Origin of the sequence: Neisseria sicca, from assembly GCF_014054945.1 — a bacterium.
In the GTDB taxonomy this organism is placed as follows: domain Bacteria; phylum Pseudomonadota; class Gammaproteobacteria; order Burkholderiales; family Neisseriaceae; genus Neisseria; species Neisseria sicca.
This window is the reverse complement of the sequence record NZ_CP059566.1, coordinates 949,575-970,809: the sequence shown is the minus strand read 5'-3', so window position 1 is coordinate 970,809 and position 21,235 is coordinate 949,575. Positions and strand designations below refer to the sequence as shown.

Here is a 21,235-nt window from a genome sequence, read left to right as displayed (position 1 = left end):
ATGAAAAAAGCTGTTATTGCTTCTCTTGCCGTCGCGCTGGCTGCGGGCGGCGTGTGGTATGTCCTTCAAAACCAAAAAGAAACCCTACCGGCATGGATTGCGCAATCCAACGGGCGGTTGGAACTGAACCGCATCGATGTCGCCAGCCTGTATCCGGGGCGGGTGAAGGCGGTATTGGTGGAAGAGGGCGCAGATGTGAAAGAGGGCGATATTCTGGCGGAACTGTCGTCTGAAACCAGCAACAGCCGTTTGGAAGAAGCGCGGGCGGCGGAATTGCGGCAAGAAGAGGCGGTCGGTCGCGCCAAAGCTGCCGAAGCGCAGATGAAACAGACGGTTGCGCGCGCGCAGGCGAATGTGGACGCGAACAGGCAGCAGCTTCGTGTGGCGAAAATGGAGCTGGACAATGCGCGCAAATTGCTTGCCGACCAGCTGGTGTCTCAGTCGGAAGTCACCAAACGTCAGGCGGATTATGAGCGCGCTGTTGCGGCGATCAAAGCAGCCGAAGCTGCGCGGGACGAAGCGCGGGCGACGGTAGCGCAAAGTGCCGCCGCGCAAGCGGAAGCGCGCGCCGGTGTGGAACAGGCGAGGGCGGCAGTCAAAGCGGCCACGTCTGCCAACGATGATATGAATATCCGCGCGCCGATAGCGGGCAGGGTGGAATACACCATCGCGGAAGCGGGCAACGTGGTCGCGGCGGGTTCGAAGGTGGTCAGCCTGCTGGATCCTGCCGATGTTTCGATGAATATTTTTCTGCCGACCGACAGCATGAGTCGTCTGAAAGTCAATGATGATGCGCGTATCCGTTTGGACGGCATTGACGCGGTGTTCCCCGCCAAAATCAAATTTATCGCGACGGACGCGCAGTTTACGCCCAAGTCGGTGGAAACGGTCGATGAACGCGCGAAGCTGATGTTTAAAGTGAAATTGCAAGTGCCGCGCGAAACGGCGGTGAAATACAACCGCCTGCTGAAAGGCGGGCTGACGGGCAATGGTTTTGTAAAAACCGACGCTAAGGCGGCTTGGCCTGCCGAGTTGGCGGTGAGGTTGCCGAATTAATAGCGCTCAAATTCGGACGGCCTCAAGTTAAAACAAAGGGTTATGGCTAGAAGAGGTCGTCTGAAAACGGGATTTTGCTTTTCAGACGACCTCTTTCCATTCAAGCATCACCACTATATAGTGGATTAAATTTAAATCAGGACAAGGCGACGAAGCCGCAGACAGTACAGATAGTACGGAACCGATTCACTTGGTGCTTCAGCACCTTAGAGAATCGTTCTCTTTGAGCTAAGGCGAGGCAACGCCGTACTGGTTTAAAGTTAATCCACTATAAAAAGAACATCTATCCGGAAGCGCAGCCCGAAGCGTCTCCATCAAATCAGGACAAACAAAATGAAAACCAAAACATGGCGCATTGAAGAAGGTGCGCCTTATCCGATGGGCGTGTCGCTGACTGAGGAAGGGGCGAATTTTGCGCTGTTTTCCATCCATGCCGAAAAAGTCGAGCTGTGCCTCTTTGACAAGGGAAAGGAAACCCGGTTGGAAATGCCTTCGCGGCGCGGGTCGGTGTTTTACGGCTTTGTGCCGGAGGTCGGGGCAGGGCAGCAGTATGGTTTTCGTGTTTACGGACGTGCTGATGCGCCGGGCGGCTCGTGTTTCAACCCGAATAAATTGTTGATTGACCCATATTCCAAAAAAATCGACGGCAAACCAAGTTACAAGGATGATGAGGAAATGGCGTGGTTCCGTCCGGAAGACGGGCGGGACAATGCGGCGGTGGCACCCAAAAGCGTGGTAGTGGGCGACGATGATTTTGATTGGGGCGACGACCGCCGTCCGAACCATCCGTGGGGCAGGACGATAGTGTATGAAGCCCATGTGAAGGGATTTACCAAGCAGTTCCCCGATTTGGAACACGCGGGAACGTATCAAGCGCTGACCGATCCGCGCGTGGTTGATTATTTGAAAACTTTGGGCGTTACCGCCGTCGAGCTGCTGCCGGTACACCAGCATTTGGACGAATACCACCTGCAAAAAATGGGCTTGAGCAATTATTGGGGCTACAACACTTATTCCCATTTTGCCATCGAGCCGTCTTATGCCGCCGATGCCGAATGCGCAGCGGAAGAGTTGAAGCAGGCGGTCAAAGCCTTGCATCAAGCAGGTTTGGAAGTGATTTTGGATGTTGTGTACAACCATACCGCCGAGCAGGACGAAAAAGGCCCGATGCTTTGCCAGCGCGGCATAGACAATGCTTTGTGGTATTGGTTGAAGCCCGACGGCAGCTATGAAAACTGGTCGGGTTGCGGCAATACGTTGAACATCGTCCGCCGCGACGTAACCCGCTGGGCGGCGGACAGCCTGCGTTATTGGGCGGAAACATTTCATGTGGACGGTTTCCGTTTCGACTTGGGAACGGTATTGGGGCGGGAACCCGATTTTCAGGCTTACGGACGTTTTTTTCAGGTGGTGTACCAAGACCCCGTGTTGGCACGCTGCAAACTGATTGTCGAGGCGTGGGACATCGGCGAAGGCGGCTATCACTTGGGCAATTTCCCGCAGCCTTTTGCCGAGTGGAACGGACGTTTCCGCGACGATATGCGCGCGTTTTGGGTGTGGGAAAGCGGCAATTTGGGCGCGTTTGCCGAACGTCTGGCGGGGTCGTCTGATATTTTCAACCACAGCGGCCGTCATCCTTCCGCCAGCATCAATTTCATCACCGCACACGATGGTTTTACGCTGCGCGATTTGGTCAGCTACAACGAAAAACACAACCATGCCAACGGCGAAGACAACCGCGACGGGCATAACGAAAACATCAGCTACAACCACGGTATTGAAGGCGAAACCCAAGATGCGGCGATTTTGGAAGACCGTTCCTACACCGTCAAAGCTTTGCTTGCCTCGCTGTTCCTTGCCAACGGCACACCCATGCTGCTGGCGGGTGACGAGTTCGGCAACAGCCAACAGGGGAACAACAACAGCTATTGTCAGGACAACCCGATTACTTGGCTGGATTGGCAGCAGGCGGACGAAGCGTTGCAAGGCTATACGCGCGATTTAATCCGCCTGCGTCAAGAAATCAAATTATTGGGCGATGATGTCTGGTGGAAACAAGAGCGCGTCCGCTGGCTCAATATTCAAGGCGAACCGATGAGCGAGCTTTGTTGGCACAATCGCGGCGCAAAAGCCATGCAGATCGTTTTGGACGATGAATGGCTGCTGTTGATCAATGCCAAGCGTAGTCAACAAATATTTAACCTGCCTCAAGGAAGTTGGCAGATTTCTTGCGTACCATCCGAGAAGTTTAATTACAATGCAGACGGCAAGCTGACAGTCGAACATATGGGTATTTGGATTTTACAGCGTAAGAATACATCGCCGAATATATGACATATGTCATTAATAGGGTGTTTTTAAAAGAAACCCTATTATTTACACTGCCTCAGTTATAATGTCGAAGATGAGTAATAAATTTACCTGATTGACTTTGCTTGACGGAACATAAAGGCATTTGGTTTTTCAGACGACCTCAGACCGCCAAAAGATACAAATTCCCCGCTTCATCATCCCATCCCCAACAGAGAAAGGCTATCATGGCTAAGAAAAAACAACCCATTTCAGGTTTTGATTACGTCATGCCGAAACCGGATGCCGAAACCATCCGCAAGTCCATCGTCTATAAATTGATTTTCATTTTGGGCGTTGATCCGAAAGAGGCGACCGAACACCAATGGCTCAACGCCGCCATGCTCGCCGCGCGCGACCTGATCGCCGAAGACTTCCTGCAAACCCGCCGCGCCCACATCGACAACGGCAAACGCATGGTTTACTACCTTTCCATGGAATTCTTGTTGGGACGCGCCTTCGTCAACGCGTTGATTAACGAAGGCGTGTATGCCGAATTTGAAGAGGCGTTCAAACAACTGGGCAAAGAGTTCGCCGACATTTGCGAACAAGAACAAGATCCCGGTTTGGGCAACGGCGGTTTGGGCCGCTTGGCCGCCTGCTTCCTCGACTCGCTCGCCACCTTGCGCATTCCCGCCATGGGCTACGGCATCCGCTATCAATACGGTATGTTCAAACAAGAAATCGTGGACGGCCAGCAGGTCGAAAAACCCGATTTGTGGCTCGACCAAGATTTGGCATGGCAAATCGGCCGCCCGAACAAACAATACGCCGTCAGTTTCGGCGGACAGGTCATCAATATGGGTGACAAAAAAGAATGGCATCCGAGCGAAGAAATTTCCGCGATGGCATACGATGAAATCATCCCCGGCTACGGCGGCGACGTCGCCAACCCGTTGCGCCTGTGGACGGCTCACGCCGGTAACCGCTTCGATTTGGCAGACTTCAACCGCGGCGATTACGCTTCCGCCGTCCGCGCGCAAAACAGCGATGAAAACATCTCGCGCGTCCTCTATCCGAATGACTCCACCGACAGCGGCCGCGAACTGCGCCTGAAACAGGAATATTTCCTGGTTTCCGCATCCGTACAAGACATCGTGGCGCGCCACAAATGCCGTTTCCCCAGCATCAAAAACCTTGCCGATAAAGCCGCCATCCACCTGAACGATACCCACCCCGTGCTGGCGATTCCCGAGCTGATGCGCATCCTGATTGACGAAGAAGGCATTGCATGGACCGAAGCATGGAATATGTGTTGTAAGATTTTCTCTTACACCAACCACACCCTGATGAGCGAAGCCTTGGAAACTTGGCCGGTCGATTTGATGGGGCGCCTGCTGCCACGCCATTTGGACATCATCTTTGAAATCAACGCCTACTTCTTGAACGCCCTGCGCGCCATCGGCAACTTCGACGACGACTTCGTCCGCCGCGTATCCATCATCGATGAGAACAACGGCCGCCGCGTCCGCATGGCATGGCTGGCGGTCATCGGTTCACACAAAGTCAACGGCGTGGCGAAAATCCACTCCGACCTGATGACTACTTCCATCTTCGCCGACTTTGCCAAAGTGTTCCCCGAACGCTTCACCAACGTGACCAACGGCGTAACCCCGCGTCGCTGGATCAACATCGCCAACCCCGAGCTGACCCGTTTCCTCGACAAACACTTGGGCGAACAAGACTGGCGCCTGCATTTGGACAATCTGACCAAGCTCAACGAAAAAGTTGACGATGCAAGCGTGCAGGCAGAATTCGGCGCAGTGAAAAAAGCCGCCAAAGAACGCCTCGCCAAATACATCGAAACCGAATTGGGCATCAAGGTCAACACAGACGCGCTGTTTGACATTCAAATCAAACGCATCCACGAATACAAACGCCAAGCGTTGAACGTGATGCACATCGTCGACCGCTACAACAAAATTTTGGAAAACCCGGATTTCGACTGGCAGCCGCGCGTCTTCATCTTTGCCGGTAAAGCCGCATCCGCCTACTACATGGCGAAAAAAATCATCCGCCTGATTAATGACGTAGCGAAAACCATCAACAACGACGAACGCATCCGCGACCTGATTAAAGTCGTCTATATCCCGAATTACAGCGTCAGCCTCGCCCAAATCATCATCCCCGCCGCCGATTTGCACGAACAAATCTCATTGGCAGGCACAGAGGCATCCGGCACCAGCAACATGAAGTTCGCCCTCAACGGCGCGCTCTGCATGGGTACGCTGGACGGCGCGAACGTCGAAATTCTGGAAAAAGTCGGCGCGGACAACTGCTTTATCTTCGGCAACACCGTTGAACAAGTGGAAGAACTCCGCCGCAACGGCTACGACCCGCTGGGCTACATCGAACGCGATCACGACCTGCGCCGCGTCGTCAACCAAATCAGCAGCGGCACGTTCTCCCCCGAAGAGCCGAACCGCTACAATGACGTCCTGCAACCTTACGGCGATTTCTATCAACTGATGGCGGATTTCCGCAGCTACATCGACACGCAATACAAAGCGGACGAACACTACCGCAATGTTGCCGCATGGCGAAAATCCGCGTTGATCAACATCGCCAATATGGGCTTCTTCTCGTCCGACCGATCCATCGCCGACTACTGCCGCGATATTTGGTACATCAAGCCGCTGACTTTGAAAGAGCTGCCTAAGCACCAATTAGTTTGATATGAATGAAGCAGTAAACGAAACAGCCGATACGGGAAAGTATCGGCTGTTTTTGCTTGTATGGCTTAGTTCAAGGAGAATACTGTAAGAAGGGTCGTCTGAAAACCATTTTTCTTGGTTTTCAGACGATCTCTGTTCTCTTTATATCAAGGCAATTCGGGGCAATCAGATATATTGAACCGAAATAATGTCGTATTCGCGTACGCCGCCGGGGGCTTGTACTTCGGCGACATCGCCTTCCTCTTTGCCGATTAGGGCGCGGGCAATGGGGGAGCCGACGTAGATTTTGCCTTCTTTGATGTCTGCTTCGTCTTCGCCGACGATTTGATAGGTAACGTGTTCTTCGGTTTCCAAATCTTCCAGCGTTACGGTCGTACCGAAGACGATTTTGCCTTCTGCGTGGATTTCAGCGGGATTGATGATGTGCGCCATGGACAATTTGTGTTCCAACTCGGAAATACGTCCTTCGATAAAGCCTTGTTTTTCTTTGGCGGCCTCGTATTCGGCGTTTTCGGACAAGTCGCCGTGCGAACGGGCTTCGGCGATGGCTTCGATGATTTCGGGACGGGCGACGCTTTTGAGGCGTTGCAATTCTTGTTTAAGCAGTTCTGCGCCGCGTACGGTCAATGGAATTTTTTGCATGGTTTGTCGTCTCCGCAAAAGCGTTTGGACTGCTTTTGCCTAGTAAAAAATGCGGTAAATATAATCCGCAAAATGAAAATAAAAATACAAGCCGCCTAAATCTCGGCGGCTTGTCTGTGTAAGAATGAATGGCGGTATTGTACCAAAATCAGGGGAAACTGCAACGGCAATCGGCTTTTTCCCTGCTCTGGTGTGGCTTTAGTCCAAATGTTCGCTGCTTTGCGCCAAAACGGTACGGTTGCCGTTGGTTTCGGCAGGCGAAACGATGCCGTCTGCTTCCATTTGGTCAATCAGGCGGGCGGCGCGGTTGTAGCCGATCCGTAATTGGCGTTGGATGCCCGAGATGCTGGCTTTGCGCGTTTTCAGAACGACAGAGACGGCTTCGTCATACATCGGATCAACTTCGCTGTCGCTGCTGCGGCTGATACCCGGCAGATCGTCGGTTGTGCCGCTCATCAGAATATCGTCAATGTAATCAGGCTCGCCGAATTGTTTCAGATATTCGACTACGCGGTGTACTTCGTCGTCTGAAGCGAATGCGCCGTGGACACGTTGCGGATAACCTATACCGGGCGGCAGGAACAGCATATCGCCTTGTCCGAGCAGGTTTTCTGCGCCCATTTGGTCGAGAATTGTACGGCTGTCGATTTTGCTGGACACTTGGAAAGCGATGCGTGTCGGGATGTTGGCTTTAATCAGACCTGTGATGACATCGACGCTGGGGCGTTGCGTGGCAAGGATCAAATGGATGCCTGCCGCGCGGGCTTTTTGGGCAAGGCGGGCAATCAGTTCTTCGATTTTCTTGCCTGCGGTCATCATCAGGTCGGCAAATTCGTCAACCACGACGACGATAAACGGCAGTTTTTCCAAAGGTTCGGGATTGTCGGGCGTCAGGCTGAACGGGTTGGCGATTTTCATACCTTGTGCCGCGGCTTCCATGATTTTTTGGTTGAAGCCCGCAAGGTTGCGCACGCCTACATGGCTCATCAGACGATAGCGTTTTTCCATTTCGTTGACGCACCAGTTGAGCGCGTTGGCCGCCAGTTTCATATCGGTAACGACAGGCGCGAGCAGGTGCGGAATGCCTTCGTAAATGCTCAATTCCAGCATTTTCGGGTCAATCATAATCATGCGCACGTCTTCAGGCGTCGCCTTGAAAAGCATGGACAGGATCATGGCATTAACGCCGACCGATTTACCCGAACCGGTCGTACCGGCAACCAGCAAATGCGGTGCTTTGCCCAAGTCGGTAACGACGGGCTGACCGGTAATGTCCTGACCGAGCGCGAGCGTCAGCTTGGATTTGGATTCGGCAAACGCGGGCGAATTGAAGATTTCGCTCAGGCGTATCATTTGCCGTTTCGGGTTCGGCAGCTCCAAGCCCATGCAGGTTTTGCCGGGTATGGTTTCGACGACGCGGATAGAGGCAACACCGAGCGAACGGGCAAGGTCTTTTTCGAGGTTTATGACCGAATTGCCGCGCACGCCGACATCAGGTTCGATTTCGTAACGCGTAATCACCGGACCGGAATAGGAATCCACGACTTTGACTTTGACCTTAAATTCCGCCAGCTTTTCTTCGATAGTGATGCTGTTGTTTAACAATTCTTCTTCGGTCTGCGTGGCGGCAGGGTCGAATTGGGGCGGTAGGAGCAAGTCTGTGGTTGGCAGTGGGTACTTCAGGTCGTCTGAAAAATTGTGAAACGCCCCGGTCTCTTCTTCTGAATCTGCATCAGCATCATCGGCAGCATAACCCGTCGCAAGATCGGCATGATGTATCGGCTGATGATGTTCAAAAGCAGAAATTTCCGCATCTTCCGTATGGGCGGATTCGGTTTCAGCATTTCTCTGTACATTTCCGCCTGCGACTTCATCCTCCGTTTCGGATTCACTGATTAAGTAATCATGAATCGAGCGGACAGGATTGTCGCTGACATGCGCATTGACTTCAGAATGGAAAGCAGGGATTTCCCAAGCGGGGCGCGCTACCGGAGGATCGACGATTTCCGGCGCAACAGGTGGCGGCGTAAAGCTCGGCGGCGTCGGGATATCGATTGGCGTCGGGGTAACGGTCGGTACTTCGGGCGGCTCGACTACGGTTGCGGTAGGGGCGGGCTGTCTTGAAATATAGACTGCTTTTTCTTTTGGCGGAGCGACAGGTTCGGTGCGAAGCGTTTTAGGCGGGAAGAGCGGTTTGCGTGTGACGGAACGCTCAACCGTTTGCTCAGGTCGCAGATCAGCTTCTTCCGACAATTTCACCTGCGCGGCAGCAGATTGCTGCTTGCGCGCCAGTTTTTCCGCCGCCGCTTCAGCGTGGCGGACCGTCCGTCTGCGGCTTGCAGGAATCAGGTTTGCCAAAATTTCGTCGTTTTGAATGATTTGCGGCTGGAAATCGCGCACAGGCGCAACAGCGGCGGCAAGGCGCTGGCGTGCTGCCGTACTTCGAGCCAATGTGTTCCGAATGTCCGTCACATCAATCTCTGCACGGCTATCCAGATTGTCAACGACAGGCAAAATGGCTTCGCGCTCGGCTGTGCGCAATGCGGTTTGCACGGTTTCGATATGCGGAGCACTGGCTTTGGGGATTTGGATGCCATTGACGCCCGCCATGACGCGCTCGCGGGTCCGGCGCAGTACGGGATCGTTGAAATCGATAATCTGCAAACCTTTCATCGGTGTTACCGATGCGCGGATGAGTTGGATTTCCCCGTCATCGTTATTCCGGTCGCCTGCAGGATGGTGGTTGACGGTCTGCTGCTCTTCCCATTCCTGTAACGCCGCTTCATTGAGCGAACGGGTTGCCTCTTCCAAAGTGATTTCTTCAAAGCCTTCGTCTTTAACGATACGGGGAATATATTCAGGCTCTTCGGTTTCGACAAAAGGAACGATATACGGCGTATCTTTCCTTTCGGCTGCGTGTTGTTGAGGCGGCTCGGCTTGGGGGACTTGTTCTGCCGACGGATTTTCAGACGACCTTTCAATATCGGCATCTTGATGATATTCGTGTTTTGCTTCTTGGCTTTCGAAGAAATCCGCTATGTCTTCCATACTGGTTTCAGATTCTTCGTTTTCAGTGTTTGCCGGTTGCTCGGATAATTGCTCTTGCTGCGGAGTGTAACGCGCCGCCATCAAGCGCAGGCGTGCGATGGTTTTTCCGTATGCCGCTTTGGCATCTTCTGAAAATTGATGTGGAGAATCAGCATCCTGACCGTTAGGAATATATTTGCCCTCTTGCATGCCGCGCTCTAAGCGCGCCAATTCGTGCTGCCACTCACGTTCTTGTTTTCTGTGCAGCCAAAATACGCCGCAAATGGCACACAATAAAATGATAATCAGCACTGTCCAAAACATTCGCTGTTTCCCTTGAAATAAACGGCAAAGGTCGTTATTTTAGCGTGTTTCAGCACTAAACAAAACAAGTCCGCAGCGAATTTCGTCTGCGGGGTATAATGCAGGTCGTCTGAATATTTACCCTCGGTCTGGTTTCGTATGAATTTTCAAGCCGCATGGTTTTCCAGTTCGATTTTAATCGCCGCTTGGCTGCTGTTGTCCATTCTGCTTCTCGCTTGCGCGCGTCCGGCATGGCGATCCATGCAGAAGCACCATTCTGCCTTCATCCTCTCCGCCCTGATACTGACGACCGCATGGTGCCTGAATGCAATGACTGACGAAGGGCAGCTCGCGCAAATGAGCTACCACCTGCTTGCCATGAATTTGGTTGCCTTAATGATTGGCGCACCCGCCGCATTATGGCTGGGTTCGGCTTTGTTTCTTCCTTATCTTTTATTGTTCAACGGCGGCGACGGATACGCCTATCCCGTCAACGCCCTCGCCTTGCTCTTACCGCCGCTTATCATCAATCAGCTCTCTTGCCGCTTGGTCAACCGTCTTCCCGCGAATATTTTTATCTTCATTTTTGTCAACGGCTTCATTGCGTCCGCCGTAGGCATGATGCTGACCGGACTGGTACTGGTCAGCGTTTTGGATATCAGCCATGCCTTCCCAGCCTCCGTACTTTGGACCACCGCCTTTCCTATTTTCATCCTGATCGCCTGGGCGGAAGCCTTTCTCAGCGGCATCACTACCGCCATTTTTATCGCACTGAGACCGCAATGGATTAATACTTTTGACGACAACCGATATTTGAAATCCAGCAATAAAATTTGGTAAACGGTAAAGGGTCGGTAGTACATGAGGAATTGATATTTCAAGTTATAGACCGCAATGAGGTCATGATGATGGATATAACATCTTTCTTAAAAACGGGTAGATTTAAAGGTTTATTTGTTGGTATGTCGTATAGTGACTTTCACAAACATAAACGGTTTAAAAAGCTGACTAAATGGTTATACGAAGACAGTAACGTAGAAGGTGGTTTTTCCATTTTTTGGAAAGGATTGGAGGTTGGGGTTACGGATGATATCGTTTATTCATTGTCAATAGACCCTTGTTTTAAAGGCGTTACCATTGCAAAGAAATATAAAATTAATAGAAAATTAACTATTGAGAAATTTATAAAATATTTGTTTCTTGCTGATATTGGATGGCAGTTTGTATCTAGAGACGAGTGGGAACATGAGTGTGAAATAAAAACCGAAGGTGGCGTTTCTATTGTCTTTTCATTTGATTTGAGTGGGGTAAAAATTTCTAAATTTTCTATTTCATGGGAAGACGGAATATAAGGCTATACGCCAAAATTGCCCTCTATTTAAAATTAAAAAACAAACAGTGAGTAAGTTATGGAAACCTTTTTTAATTATGTTATATCTCTAGCAGTGTCATCATCCAGTTTGCCTTATATTTCAAACTATTATTACGACTCGCAATATGAATGGTTAAAAATATCCATATCTAAAAACAATACTACAAAAGTGTGCGGAAATATCGATATAAGCAAAACCAATCTGCAATATAAACTGCTTTGCGGAAAAGAAAATGGAAAGGGGCTGATTCCATTGGATAAAATAAAATTTCATTACGAAAAGAGCATCTTTTCTGCACAAAGTATCACAAGTGGAAAAGTGCTTTTTTCAGTTTCCTGCACGCAAGAACAATGTAGAGATATAGAAAAATATATTGAGAAGTAATAAGGTTTGAATACATTTTCAAACTCTTTAGGTCGTCTGAAAACCAATTTTCAGACGACCTTTTATCTGAGATACGGATATCATCAAACCATCTTCAAATATCGTCGTTTATGAATGATTTTTCTCTTTCTTACTCAAAAAACTCATGTTAAGCGGAGTAAAGCCCAAGCGGAAGCGTGGTACAATATTGTCAACAATTTAAGGCGTTTTCCTCGCGGAGAACGCTGTTTTTCATTAGACATCAAGAGGCTTTTATGAAATTTTTAGACCGTGAGGCGACGATTGCCAAGCCGGGTTTCAACCGTTGGCTGGTGCCGCCTGCCGCTTTGGCGGTGCATCTTGCCATCGGGCAGATTTATGCGTATTCCGTGTTTAACGCGCCGCTGACCAAGCTTATCGGCATTACCGGATCGGCAGCCGGAGATTGGAAGCTGACGACTGTGGGCTGGATTTTCAGTATCGCGCTGGCTATGTTGGGCGCGTCTGCCGCTTTGTTCGGCACTTGGATGGAGCGTGTCGGCCCGCGCAAGGCGATGTTTGTCGCGGCATGCTGTTTCAGCTTGGGCTTTTTTGTGTCGGCACTCGGCGTCAGCACGCATAATCTGTTTCTCCTCTATTTGGGCAACGGCGTGATCGGCGGCATCGGCTTGGGGTTAGGCTATATCGGCCCTGTGTCCACTTTGATGAAGTGGTTTCCCGACAAACCGGGCATGGCGACGGGTTTGGCGATTATGGGGTTCGGCGGCGGTGCGATGCTTGCTTCGCCGTTGTCCGTATCGTTGATGAATGCGTTTTCAGACGACGTTTCGGTCGGTGTCGCGCCGACTTTTGTCGTGTTGGGGCTGTTTTACCTTGTGTTGATGATGTTCGGCGCATTCACCATCCGCGTGCCGGCGGAGGGTTGGAAGCCTGAAGGCTATGTCGCGCCTAAAACTAAAAACAAGTTGGTCAGCAGTAATCATGTCAATGTTTCCCAAGCGATGAAAACGCCGCAATTTTGGCTGTTGTTTTGGGTGTTGTGCCTGAATGTCACTGCCGGTATCGGCGTTTTAGGGCAGGCTTCGGTCATGATTCAGGAGTTGTTTTCAGAGGCTTCGGTCGGCAAACAAGCGGCAGTCAGCACGGGTGCGGCGGCAGGTTTCGTCAGTCTTTTGAGTCTGTTCAATATGGGCGGGCGGTTTTTGTGGTCCAGCGTTTCCGACAGAATCGGACGTAAAAATACCTACACCATCTTTTTCGTACTCGGTTCGCTGCTGTATTTTGCCGTTCCATCCATTGGCGAGAGTGGAAACAAGGCTTTGTTTATTATTGGATTCTGCGTCATCATTTCCATGTATGGCGGCGGTTTTGCCGCGATTCCGGCTTATTTGAAAGACTTGTTCGGCACTTATCAGGTCGGCGCGATTCACGGACGTATTTTGCTGGCGTGGTCAACTGCTGCCGTGATCGGTCCGGTCTTGGTGAACTACATCCGCCAAAGCCAAATCGACAGCGGTGTTCCCGCCGCGCAGGCATACGGCGTTACCATGTATATCATGGCGGGATTGTTGATTGTCGGATTGCTGTGCAACCTTGCCGTCAGATCGGTTCATGAAAAACACCATGAAACCGACATCAAAACAGCGGCGCACAGCGGCAATCCCGATGACGAAACCGCCGTTTCTGATGCCTACTTGTTGCAGGAAAAAGTTGCGGCAGGCGGTTTTTCGGTTTGGTGGCGTTGGACGTTGGTCGGCGTCCCGCTGGCTTACGGCGTGGTGATGGTGTTCGTCAAGGCATTGGATTTGTTCCGTTAGGCTTTCGGATGCCGACGTTAGGTCGTCTGAAATGCAGATATGGATTTTCAGACGACCTTTGAGCGGAAAGACCGGCTTTTGTTTGTATAGTGGATTAACTTTAAACCAGTACGGCGTTGCCTCGCCTTAGCTCAAAGAGAACGATTCTCTAAGGTGCTGAAGCACCAAGTGAATCGGTTCCGTACTATCTGTACTGTCTGCGGCTTCGTCGCCTTGTCCTGATTTAAATTTAATCCACTATATAACCGTCTGATTGGTAAAAGCATTAGTGTGCAATGCCGATTGAGATAAGGTTTGCACGAAGTATGGAGGGGCAAATCGGCAATTTATACCGGACCGGATTTGTGATACATTTTTGCCTTCACAAACCGCAGCAAGCTGCCGGTCAAACGGGAAATCTGTCTTCTTCCCGTTTGTTGACCCATGATAGGAAAAGAAATGTTTTGGTATATCGTAGGATTTTTTGCTTTCGTAGTTGCCGTCCTTGCGCTTTGGGTAAATGCCAGCGCATTTGGTATGCAGGAGGACGGCACGCCGCAATCGGAATATGAAAAACGCTTGGGTTTGGGGGCAAAATTGAAGGATAAGGAAACTGCTATGAAAGAACGCGAAGCGGCAAGGTTTCATCCTGATGATTGATGCTGCATTGCGATTCTTCCTTCGGATATACGCCGGACTCGGTGTTCTGAAACCTTAGATCATCATGTAAAAAGGTCGTCTGAAACCTAAATTTGGTTTTCAGACGACCTTTTCGTTTACGGCTTTACCGTTTATTCGATGACAACGCGCGCGTTAAGCGGCTGGACGGGGCGGCTGTTGTGCGAGCCGATGGCGCGGGTGAATTTTTCTGCCTGCGCCTGGTCGATGTGGTCGTAGGTTTTCAATACCAGCCACGATACGCCTTCGCTGCACGGCGGCGTGGTCAGCGAACCGGCAAAGCGGTAGTAATTCAGCCGTTTCGGCAGCAGGGTGGCGGCGTCGAAGGCTTTGTCGAGATTTACCTTTCCTTCTTTCATCGGCATCACGTTCCATATAGGTGCAAGGCGGTCGTTGGTTTTGCCAGGTTCGTACAATACTGCCAATACCAAAGGCTGGCGGTTTTCGTCTAAGTGGACGAAGTGGGCTTCCATCGGGAAGGTGCGGCCTTTGATTTGGTTTTCACTGGGGACGTGAAAATGGAATTGTTTCAGGGTGTAGGTGCGGCTGTTCACGGTCAGGGTGTTGCCGCCTTCGGGATAGTTGACTTGGATGGTGTGGCCGTTGTTTTCCACGTCAACCGCGCTCGGTTTGTAATTGACTTTGATGGCGGGCAGTCTGCCTGAGACGGTTTCGGTAATGTTGACGGGGGATTGGTTTTTGCCTGTGGAACACAAACGGAACTCTTCAGACAGGCTGCCCCAGCTTTCGGGGGAATCGTGTCCGGTGTAGCCCCAATGGGTGTGGTTTCCGTGTGCGGCGGCGGAGAATGCTGCGAAGGTGGACAGCAGGAAAACAGTCAGGCGAGGCAGCGTGAGGTTCAAGCAGGGCATTGCAATATCCTTTCTGTAAGGAGGAGGGAAAAAAGCATTGCGGTGCGTATGTAGATTATTGTTATTTTTTATTTAACCATAGCCATATTAAATCATTAGGTCAAGCCTTCTTGGGTTAATTCTGTTAAGGCTATGAAGTTAAGGCGAATTCATTTTTTAAAAAACGATATTGTCGTTTTGAAAATTGATAATAATTTGAAATAGAAAATGCCTATTTTTCATCCCTTAAAAATTTAAGGAAAGCCGACTTATGAAAAAGGTCGTCTGAAAACCTGAATTTGGGTTTCAGACGACCTTTTGCCTTGCCTGACAAGGGTTATTTGTGCAGCCCGCATTCTTTGCTGTCTTTGCTTTCCCACCACCAGCGTCCGGCGCGGATGTCTTCGTCTGCTTTGACGGGGCGGGTGCAGGGTTCGCAGCCTATGCTCGGGTAGCCTTGGAAATACAGGGCATTGAGCGGGACGTCGTAGGCTTGCGCGTATGCCCAGACGTCGTTTTCTTCCCAGTCGAAAATGGGGTTGAACTTGGCGATGTTGCGGCTGTGGTCGGTTTCTTCAAAATCCAATTCGCTGCGGGTTGCCGATTGGCTGCGGCGTTGTCCGGTCAGCCAGGCGGGGGCGTTTTTCAGGGCGCGGTTGAGCGGCTCGATTTTGCGGATGTGGCAGCAACGGCGGCGCAGCTCGACGCTGTCGTACATGGCGGTTGCGCCGAATTCCTGCTCAAACTGTCGCGCGCTTTTGGGGTCGGGGTGGAAAACTTCCAGCTCGGTTTGGTAGCGGACGTTGACGGCGGTAATCAGGGCGGCGGTTTCGGGATTGAGCTTGCCTGTGTCGAGGGTGATGATGCGCAGGGGGAGTTTCAGGCGGCAGATGGCGTCGGTAATGATCATGTCTTCGACGGCAAGGCTGGAGGCGAAAACGGCTTTCGGATAGCGGCGGGCGATGTGTTTGAGACGGGTTTCGAGCGTGGCGGTCAACTCGGGCAGCCGGCGCCGTTCGGCTTCGCCTGTCGTCGGGATGCGCCAAAGCTGGGGACGGAAGAGGGACATGGTTGGCTTGTTCCTTGGTTTTTGTTTTCAGACGACCCCTCTTGCAGTAAAGGGGTCGTCTGAAAGTTTGTACGGAACATTATTGTCGGGCGGTCTCGCGCGAAGGGGAAAGAATGCTTTTCTATTTCTTTATAACCAAAGCGATTGCTGCTGGTCTTTCGGCACGAGGTGGTTCACGCCTATGCCGATCAGGCGGAAAGCGTCTTCGCGCTGGGGCGGCACGCGCTGCATCAGGGTTTGCGCGGCGCAAAGCAGGGCGTCGGTGTCGGGCAGGACGGAAGAGTAGGTCAGGGAGCGGGTGATGATGCGGAAATCATGGGTTTTCAGCTTGAGGGTTACGCCTTTGGCTTCGACGTTTTTGCGTGCGATTTGCCTCCACAGGTCTTCGGCAAGGTGGGGCAAGTGTCCTGCCGCCTGTTCGAGCGACAGGTCTTCGGGCAGGGTGATTTCGGTGGAGATTTGGAGGCGTTCGCGTTCGGCTTTGACGGGGCGTTCGTCCGTACCGCGCGCCAAATCATAGAGGCGGTAGCCGTAGCGTCCGAAATGGTTTAAGAGTTCGCCGCGCTCGAAACGGCGCAAATCGCCTGCCGTCTGCATACCCAGCGACTGCATTTTTTTCAGCGTGACCTTGCCCACGCCGGGGATTTTGCCCAAGGGCAGGGTTTCCAAAAAAGCCATGACTTTGTGCGGCGGCAGGACGAATTGCCCGTTCGGCTTGCGCCAGTCCGACGCGATTTTCGCTAGAAATTTGTTCGGCGCAATGCCTGCGGAGGCAGTCAGACCGGTTTCCGCAAAAATGGCGGCGCGGATTTCTTTGGCAACTTCGCTGGCGTAAGGGATATTTTTGAAATTATGGGTAACGTCAAGATAGGCTTCGTCTAGCGACAAGGGTTCGATTAAATCAGTATAGCGCCTGAATACGGCATGAATCTGCGCGGAAACCTGACGGTACAAATCGAAATGCGGCGGCACATACACCGCTTGCGGACACAGCCTTTTCGCCGTCGCCACCGACATCGCGGAATGCAGCCCGAACTGCCGCGCCTCATACGATGCGGCGCAAATCACCGAACGCGCGCCCTCCCATGCGACGACCACGGGCAGCCCTTTCAAATGCGGCTGCTCGCGCAGTTCTACCGATGCGTAGAACGCGTCCATGTCGATATGGATGATTTTGCGCTGGGACATTGAAGACGGTCAGGAAGGAAAAAGAGACGGGTATTTTAGCGGAAAACGATAGGGGAAGGTCGTCTGAAAACTGTTTTCCAGTTTGAACTGCACCCCAAAAGTTGGACATCCCCTCCAACTCACAAGGTGCAGTTTTTTTATGAGCAAATATACATTACACTTCAAATACCAAGCCGTACTCCACTACCTGCATATACGCAGCCAACAGCGTACCGCAGACCACTACGGCATTTCCCGAACCCACCTGAGACGATGGATACGCGCCTATCAAGAAGGCGGTATCGGCGCACTCGAACATCCCCAATCCAAAACCATGCCCCAACACCGCAAAAACCCCTTCATCGCAGATAAACCCGACCAAGAAAAAACACAGGCAGAGCTTATCGAAGAGTTGTGCTATATGCGCGCAGAGGTCGCCTACCTAAAGGAGTTAAAAGCCCTCAGCCAAAAGCAGACCGAAAAGGACAAAGCCAAACCGTCCAAGCACTGAGGGCGCAACACCCGCTCAAATACCTGCTGCACATCGCAAACCTGCCCAAAAGCAGCTTTTACTACCACCATCAAAACCGGCCTGACCCCGACACAGCTGACAAAGCCCTCCTTGTCGAAACCTACCGGCGGCATAAAGGACGCTACGGACAAAGGCGCATTGCCGCAGCATTGGGTTGGAACCGCAAAAAAGCGGCGCGGTTGATGAAGCAGTTGGAACTGAAAGCCCTCATACGGGCGAAAAAAGCCTACCGCCATCCCGCCATGGGCGAAATATCGGAACACCTCCTCAAACGCCGGTTCAAAGCCCGAAAGCCCAACGAAAAATGGCTGACCGACGTTACCGAACTCAAAGGGAAGGACGGCAAACTGTACCTCTCGCCAATCTTGGACTTGTTCAACCGCGAGATCGTCGCCTACGCCATGAGCCGCAGAGCCGACAGCGAAATGGTGAAGGAAATGCTCGAAAAAGCCGCACCCCGTCTGACTGCTAAAGGAACGATGCTTCATTCGGACCAAGGTGTGCTGTACCGTACGGCGGGGTATAGGGAATTGCTTGCGGAGCATTCCATGGTTCAAAGCATGTCGCGAAAGGCGAACTGTTGGGACAATGCGCCGATGGAAAGCTTCTTTGCGGTGTTAAAGACGGAGTGTTTCTATAACGCAGGTGAATTGACGGTAGATGAATTGATGAAGCAGATAGATGACTATATGGATTACTACAACCGGGAGCGTTGCAGTTTGAAATTGAAAAAGCTGAGTCCTGTCGCATACAGAACCCAGCTTGCACAGAGCGCCTGAATAGGCTTTTATGAGTGTCCAAGATTTGGGGGCCAGTTCAGTTTTCAGACGACCTTTTATCAGAGAAAGCAAACAGACTTCGCAGATTTGCCCGATGGCTTGAACCTACGCCGTTTCATGCGCCCATTGGGGCAGGGTGGTTTTTTGTTTGCAAAAGGCGAACAAACGCTGCCCATTGCACTTTTCAAACATCAGCTCTACGCCGCTTTGCAAACGCAAAATCAGGGCGGAAGGCGTATCGATTTTGATGAAGTCGATATGGTGTTGCACAAGTTTGGCAATGGCGGAATACAAATCAAGCTTGTCCGCGTGCCTGAAAAACCAAGGATTTAAGCTCAACCACCGCCCACCGTTCAGCGAGGTGCCGGGTTGGAAGTCCGCCCGGATTTGAGTCAGGCGGTCGTCTGAAAAATGCAATTCGATATCGCCGTATAGCCAAATGTTCCACCCCTTTTTTACCAAAAGCCCTTTGGGTACGCATTCGGGCGCAGGGAACATTTGCAGGATCATCTCCGCCGTCTGTCCGATCTCCAGATAATCAAATCGGCCTGTGGTCAAAAAGTCGTACATATCGACGGAAATCGGGAAATGGTAGCGCATGGTCGTTTCAGACGAGGTGTGAAATATGGGCTATCTTAGTTCAAAATATAAATGCAATCAATTCTTATTTTTATTTATTTGCTCATTAAAAGAAATTTGTCGGCAAGGCTGATCACTCAAGACAATATTAAGATATTGATAATGAGTTTTCCAATACGCAAATTTGCCATATGATTATCCGCGTTCCATCATCATTTATTCAGTTTATCAGCTATGGCATACATTTTTATATTTTTAGTCGGATGCTTCATTTTCATCCTGATTGCCCGCAGAGTACGGCCAGCGCCTGAAATCATTTGGGAAAACGAACCGCTCATCTGCATCAGTCTCGGTAATTTATTGGATAACGAACGGATTTATTTTGGCAAAAACGAGATTTTCATTTGTGAAGGCAGTGAAATCAAAGCACGTCATCCTCTTCAAGATTTGATTTATTTGAGTAGGACGATGATGGCCCTTTTCGGTACTCATGTTTGGCGGCTGGAGTTTAGAGCGGATGGAAGTCAAGTTGCTTATCATTTTTATCCCAAAGCCGGAGGATTCGCTATTTTTTATAAACAACTGGTTCAAAATCATCCGCGTACCATTATGGACTGTTGGAGTGAATGGAGGAGATAGGCAGTTTGGGGCTGCGAATGAATAATTTTAGCCCTAGGTGCGATTATTCGCGTTGAGTACATAAAAGGTCGTCTGAAACAGGTTTCAGACGACCTTTTATTGTAAAAATCTATAAATTTAATAGATAATAACTAATCTCATATTATCAAGCTAGAAAATCTAACCCGCTGATTAACTTGATATTTAACATAGTTAAATTATGTTAACTAAAACATACGCTATCCAAACCTGATTTCACAATTGATTTAAATCATAATATCTTGTGTCCAAATCTCTAAAATACCCGAAATCATACTAGATATTGATTTTCGAATAACAAGCTACAAGAGTCGAGGAACGCAAAATGCTGAAAATCCCTGAGTTGGTTTGTCCCGCCGGTAATCTGCCCGCTTTGAAGACGGCGGTGGACAATGGCGCGGACACGGTGTATATGGGGCTGAAAGATGCGACAAATGCGCGCAATTTTCCGGGGCTGAATTTCGATATGAAATCGGCGCAGGAAGGGGTAGCTTACGCCCATGCGCGCGGCCGCAATGTGTTGATGGCAATCAATACTTTTGCCCAGGCGGGGCAAATCGAGCGGTGGCATCGGGCTGTCGATACGGCGGTGCAGCTGGGGGCGGACGCGATAATCGTCGCCGACCCTGCGATTATGGCTTATGCCGCCGAGCGTCATCCTGATTTGAGGCTGCACATGTCGGTGCAGGGTTCGGCGACCAATTATGAAGCCATCAATATGATGAAGGAGCTGTTTGGCATCCGCCGCGCCGTGCTACCGCGCGTTTTGACGGTCGATCAGGTCAAGCATGTGATTGACAATACGGATGTGGAAATCGAAGTGTTCGGCTTCGGCAGTTTGTGCGTGATGGTGGAAGGGCGCTGCATTTTGTCGAGCTATGCGACGGGCGAATCGCCGAATATGCAGGGCGTGTGTTCGCCTGCCAAAGCCGTACGCTGGGAGCAGTTGCCCGACCGCATGAATGTGCGGCTGAACCAAGTGTTAATCGACCAATACAAACCGAACGAACCGGCAGGCTATCCGACCTTGTGCAAAGGCCGTTTCGAGGTAAACGACGAAACCTATTACGCGCTGGAAGAGCCGACCAGCCTGAACGTTTTGGAAATGCTGCCCGAACTCATCAAAATCGGTGTTTCCGCCATCAAAATCGAAGGCCGCCAGCGCAGCCCGATGTACACGGCGCAAGTAACCAAATCGCTGCGTCAGGCCTTGGATGCGGCCGCCGCCAATCCGGAACATTTCAAAGTCAATCCGCTATGGAACAATGCTTTGAGTAAGGTTTCGGAAGGGCATCAGACGACCTTGGGCGCATACAGCCGTCCGTGGAAATAAGGGGGA

The 21,235-nt window shown here is 51.1% G+C and carries 18 protein-coding genes; 12 read left to right on the top strand and 6 right to left on the bottom strand.

Annotated features, from left to right (window positions below; translation table 11 throughout):
- The 3 genes from H3L95_RS04815 (at position 1) to H3L95_RS04800 (ending at position 6,080) form a co-directional block, all read left to right on the top strand.
- Positions 1 to 1,056, top strand: coding sequence for an HlyD family secretion protein (locus H3L95_RS04815; RefSeq protein WP_003761172.1), 1,056 nt, complete (start codon positions 1 to 3; stop codon positions 1,054 to 1,056).
- Between the two features lie 333 nt (positions 1,057 to 1,389).
- On the top strand, positions 1,390 to 3,390 hold the full coding sequence (gene glgX, locus H3L95_RS04805; RefSeq protein WP_003761167.1) for a glycogen debranching protein GlgX: 2,001 nt from the start codon (positions 1,390 to 1,392) through the stop codon (positions 3,388 to 3,390).
- Between the two features lie 203 nt (positions 3,391 to 3,593).
- Positions 3,594 to 6,080 carry a glycogen/starch/alpha-glucan phosphorylase gene (locus H3L95_RS04800; RefSeq protein ID WP_003761165.1) on the top strand — a complete coding sequence of 829 codons (2,487 nt, stop codon included), beginning with the start codon at positions 3,594 to 3,596 and terminating at the stop codon, positions 6,078 to 6,080.
- A 165-nt stretch (positions 6,081 to 6,245) separates the two neighbouring features.
- Here the strand turns inward: H3L95_RS04800 and greA are convergent, their stop codons facing one another.
- Both greA and H3L95_RS04790 read right to left on the bottom strand, forming a co-directional pair.
- Complete coding sequence (greA, locus tag H3L95_RS04795; RefSeq protein ID WP_003742680.1) at positions 6,246 to 6,722, bottom strand: transcription elongation factor GreA; 477 nt, start codon at positions 6,720 to 6,722, stop codon at positions 6,246 to 6,248.
- A gap of 198 nt (positions 6,723 to 6,920) precedes the next feature.
- On the bottom strand, positions 6,921 to 10,073 hold the full coding sequence (locus H3L95_RS04790; protein ID WP_003761161.1) for a DNA translocase FtsK: 3,153 nt from the start codon (positions 10,071 to 10,073) through the stop codon (positions 6,921 to 6,923).
- Positions 10,074 to 10,211: 138 nt separating this feature from the next.
- Between H3L95_RS04790 and H3L95_RS04785 the strand changes: the two genes are divergently transcribed.
- The 5 genes from H3L95_RS04785 to H3L95_RS04760 all read left to right on the top strand — a co-directional run bounded on the left by H3L95_RS04785 (position 10,212) and on the right by H3L95_RS04760 (position 14,244).
- Complete coding sequence (locus tag H3L95_RS04785; protein WP_003761160.1) at positions 10,212 to 10,892, top strand: energy-coupling factor ABC transporter permease; 681 nt, start codon at positions 10,212 to 10,214, stop codon at positions 10,890 to 10,892.
- Positions 10,886 to 11,404: a hypothetical protein gene (locus H3L95_RS04780; protein ID WP_003761158.1), complete on the top strand. Its 519-nt coding sequence runs from the start codon at positions 10,886 to 10,888 to the stop codon at positions 11,402 to 11,404. Before H3L95_RS04785 ends, H3L95_RS04780 begins: the two co-directional genes overlap by 7 nt.
- Before the next feature lie 57 nt (positions 11,405 to 11,461).
- Positions 11,462 to 11,809: a hypothetical protein gene (locus tag H3L95_RS04775; protein WP_003761156.1), complete on the top strand. Its 348-nt coding sequence runs from the start codon at positions 11,462 to 11,464 to the stop codon at positions 11,807 to 11,809.
- 254 nt (positions 11,810 to 12,063) lie between these two features.
- Positions 12,064 to 13,605, top strand: a complete 1,542-nt coding sequence (locus H3L95_RS04770; RefSeq protein ID WP_003761153.1) for an L-lactate MFS transporter — start codon at positions 12,064 to 12,066, stop codon at positions 13,603 to 13,605.
- Between the two features lie 438 nt (positions 13,606 to 14,043).
- The gene (locus tag H3L95_RS04760) at positions 14,044 to 14,244 is read left to right on the top strand and encodes a hypothetical protein (protein WP_003765401.1); all 201 of its coding nucleotides are present in this window, start codon (positions 14,044 to 14,046) and stop codon (positions 14,242 to 14,244) included.
- 131 nt (positions 14,245 to 14,375) lie between these two features.
- Here H3L95_RS04760 and cah read toward each other — a convergent pair whose 3' ends face one another.
- The 3 genes from cah to dinB form a co-directional block, all read right to left on the bottom strand.
- Positions 14,376 to 15,134, bottom strand: a complete 759-nt coding sequence (gene cah, locus H3L95_RS04755; RefSeq protein ID WP_003761145.1) for a carbonic anhydrase — start codon at positions 15,132 to 15,134, stop codon at positions 14,376 to 14,378.
- Positions 15,135 to 15,450: 316 nt separating this feature from the next.
- Complete coding sequence (locus tag H3L95_RS04750; protein ID WP_003761143.1) at positions 15,451 to 16,182, bottom strand: phosphoadenylyl-sulfate reductase; 732 nt, start codon at positions 16,180 to 16,182, stop codon at positions 15,451 to 15,453.
- A 129-nt stretch (positions 16,183 to 16,311) separates the two neighbouring features.
- The gene (dinB, locus tag H3L95_RS04745; RefSeq protein WP_003761139.1) at positions 16,312 to 17,370 is read right to left on the bottom strand and encodes a DNA polymerase IV; all 1,059 of its coding nucleotides are present in this window, start codon (positions 17,368 to 17,370) and stop codon (positions 16,312 to 16,314) included.
- A gap of 139 nt (positions 17,371 to 17,509) precedes the next feature.
- Here dinB and H3L95_RS04740 point away from each other — a divergent pair, with 139 nt between their 5' ends.
- A complete protein-coding gene (locus H3L95_RS04740; protein ID WP_003756443.1) occupies positions 17,510 to 17,860 on the top strand; it encodes a helix-turn-helix domain-containing protein in 351 nt (116 codons plus the stop codon).
- A complete protein-coding gene (locus H3L95_RS04735; protein ID WP_040667995.1) occupies positions 17,764 to 18,660 on the top strand; it encodes an IS3 family transposase in 897 nt (298 codons plus the stop codon). Before H3L95_RS04740 ends, H3L95_RS04735 begins: the two co-directional genes overlap by 97 nt.
- 105 nt (positions 18,661 to 18,765) lie before the next feature.
- Here H3L95_RS04735 and H3L95_RS04730 read toward each other — a convergent pair whose 3' ends face one another.
- A complete protein-coding gene (locus tag H3L95_RS04730) occupies positions 18,766 to 19,260 on the bottom strand; it encodes a hypothetical protein (protein WP_003756439.1) in 495 nt (164 codons plus the stop codon).
- Between the two features lie 213 nt (positions 19,261 to 19,473).
- Here H3L95_RS04730 and H3L95_RS04725 point away from each other — a divergent pair, with 213 nt between their 5' ends.
- Both H3L95_RS04725 and ubiU read left to right on the top strand, forming a co-directional pair.
- A complete protein-coding gene (locus H3L95_RS04725; protein WP_003756435.1) occupies positions 19,474 to 19,878 on the top strand; it encodes a hypothetical protein in 405 nt (134 codons plus the stop codon).
- 343 nt (positions 19,879 to 20,221) lie between these two features.
- Positions 20,222 to 21,229, top strand: a complete 1,008-nt coding sequence (ubiU, locus tag H3L95_RS04720) for a ubiquinone anaerobic biosynthesis protein UbiU (protein WP_003756433.1) — start codon at positions 20,222 to 20,224, stop codon at positions 21,227 to 21,229.
- Positions 21,230 to 21,235: the final 6 nt, after the last annotated feature.

What these genes read in the sequence shown, in the direction of transcription:
- H3L95_RS04815 (WP_003761172.1), top strand. Translation starts at nt 1, where the DNA reads ATGAAAAAAGCTGTTATTGCTTCTCTTGCCGTCGCGCTGGCTGCGGGC.
- glgX (WP_003761167.1), top strand. Translation starts at nt 1,390, where the DNA reads ATGAAAACCAAAACATGGCGCATTGAAGAAGGTGCGCCTTATCCGATG.
- H3L95_RS04800 (WP_003761165.1), top strand. Translation starts at nt 3,594, where the DNA reads ATGGCTAAGAAAAAACAACCCATTTCAGGTTTTGATTACGTCATGCCG.
- greA (WP_003742680.1), bottom strand. Translation starts at nt 6,722, where the DNA reads ATGCAAAAAATTCCATTGACCGTACGCGGCGCAGAACTGCTTAAACAA.
- H3L95_RS04790 (WP_003761161.1), bottom strand. Translation starts at nt 10,073, where the DNA reads ATGTTTTGGACAGTGCTGATTATCATTTTATTGTGTGCCATTTGCGGC.
- H3L95_RS04785 (WP_003761160.1), top strand. Translation starts at nt 10,212, where the DNA reads ATGAATTTTCAAGCCGCATGGTTTTCCAGTTCGATTTTAATCGCCGCT.
- H3L95_RS04775 (WP_003761156.1), top strand. Translation starts at nt 11,462, where the DNA reads ATGGAAACCTTTTTTAATTATGTTATATCTCTAGCAGTGTCATCATCC.
- H3L95_RS04770 (WP_003761153.1), top strand. Translation starts at nt 12,064, where the DNA reads ATGAAATTTTTAGACCGTGAGGCGACGATTGCCAAGCCGGGTTTCAAC.
- H3L95_RS04760 (WP_003765401.1), top strand. Translation starts at nt 14,044, where the DNA reads ATGTTTTGGTATATCGTAGGATTTTTTGCTTTCGTAGTTGCCGTCCTT.
- cah (WP_003761145.1), bottom strand. Translation starts at nt 15,134, where the DNA reads ATGCCCTGCTTGAACCTCACGCTGCCTCGCCTGACTGTTTTCCTGCTG.
- H3L95_RS04750 (WP_003761143.1), bottom strand. Translation starts at nt 16,182, where the DNA reads ATGTCCCTCTTCCGTCCCCAGCTTTGGCGCATCCCGACGACAGGCGAA.
- dinB (WP_003761139.1), bottom strand. Translation starts at nt 17,370, where the DNA reads ATGTCCCAGCGCAAAATCATCCATATCGACATGGACGCGTTCTACGCA.
- H3L95_RS04740 (WP_003756443.1), top strand. Translation starts at nt 17,510, where the DNA reads ATGAGCAAATATACATTACACTTCAAATACCAAGCCGTACTCCACTAC.
- H3L95_RS04730 (WP_003756439.1), bottom strand. Translation starts at nt 19,260, where the DNA reads ATGCGCTACCATTTCCCGATTTCCGTCGATATGTACGACTTTTTGACC.
- H3L95_RS04725 (WP_003756435.1), top strand. Translation starts at nt 19,474, where the DNA reads ATGGCATACATTTTTATATTTTTAGTCGGATGCTTCATTTTCATCCTG.
- ubiU (WP_003756433.1), top strand. Translation starts at nt 20,222, where the DNA reads ATGCTGAAAATCCCTGAGTTGGTTTGTCCCGCCGGTAATCTGCCCGCT.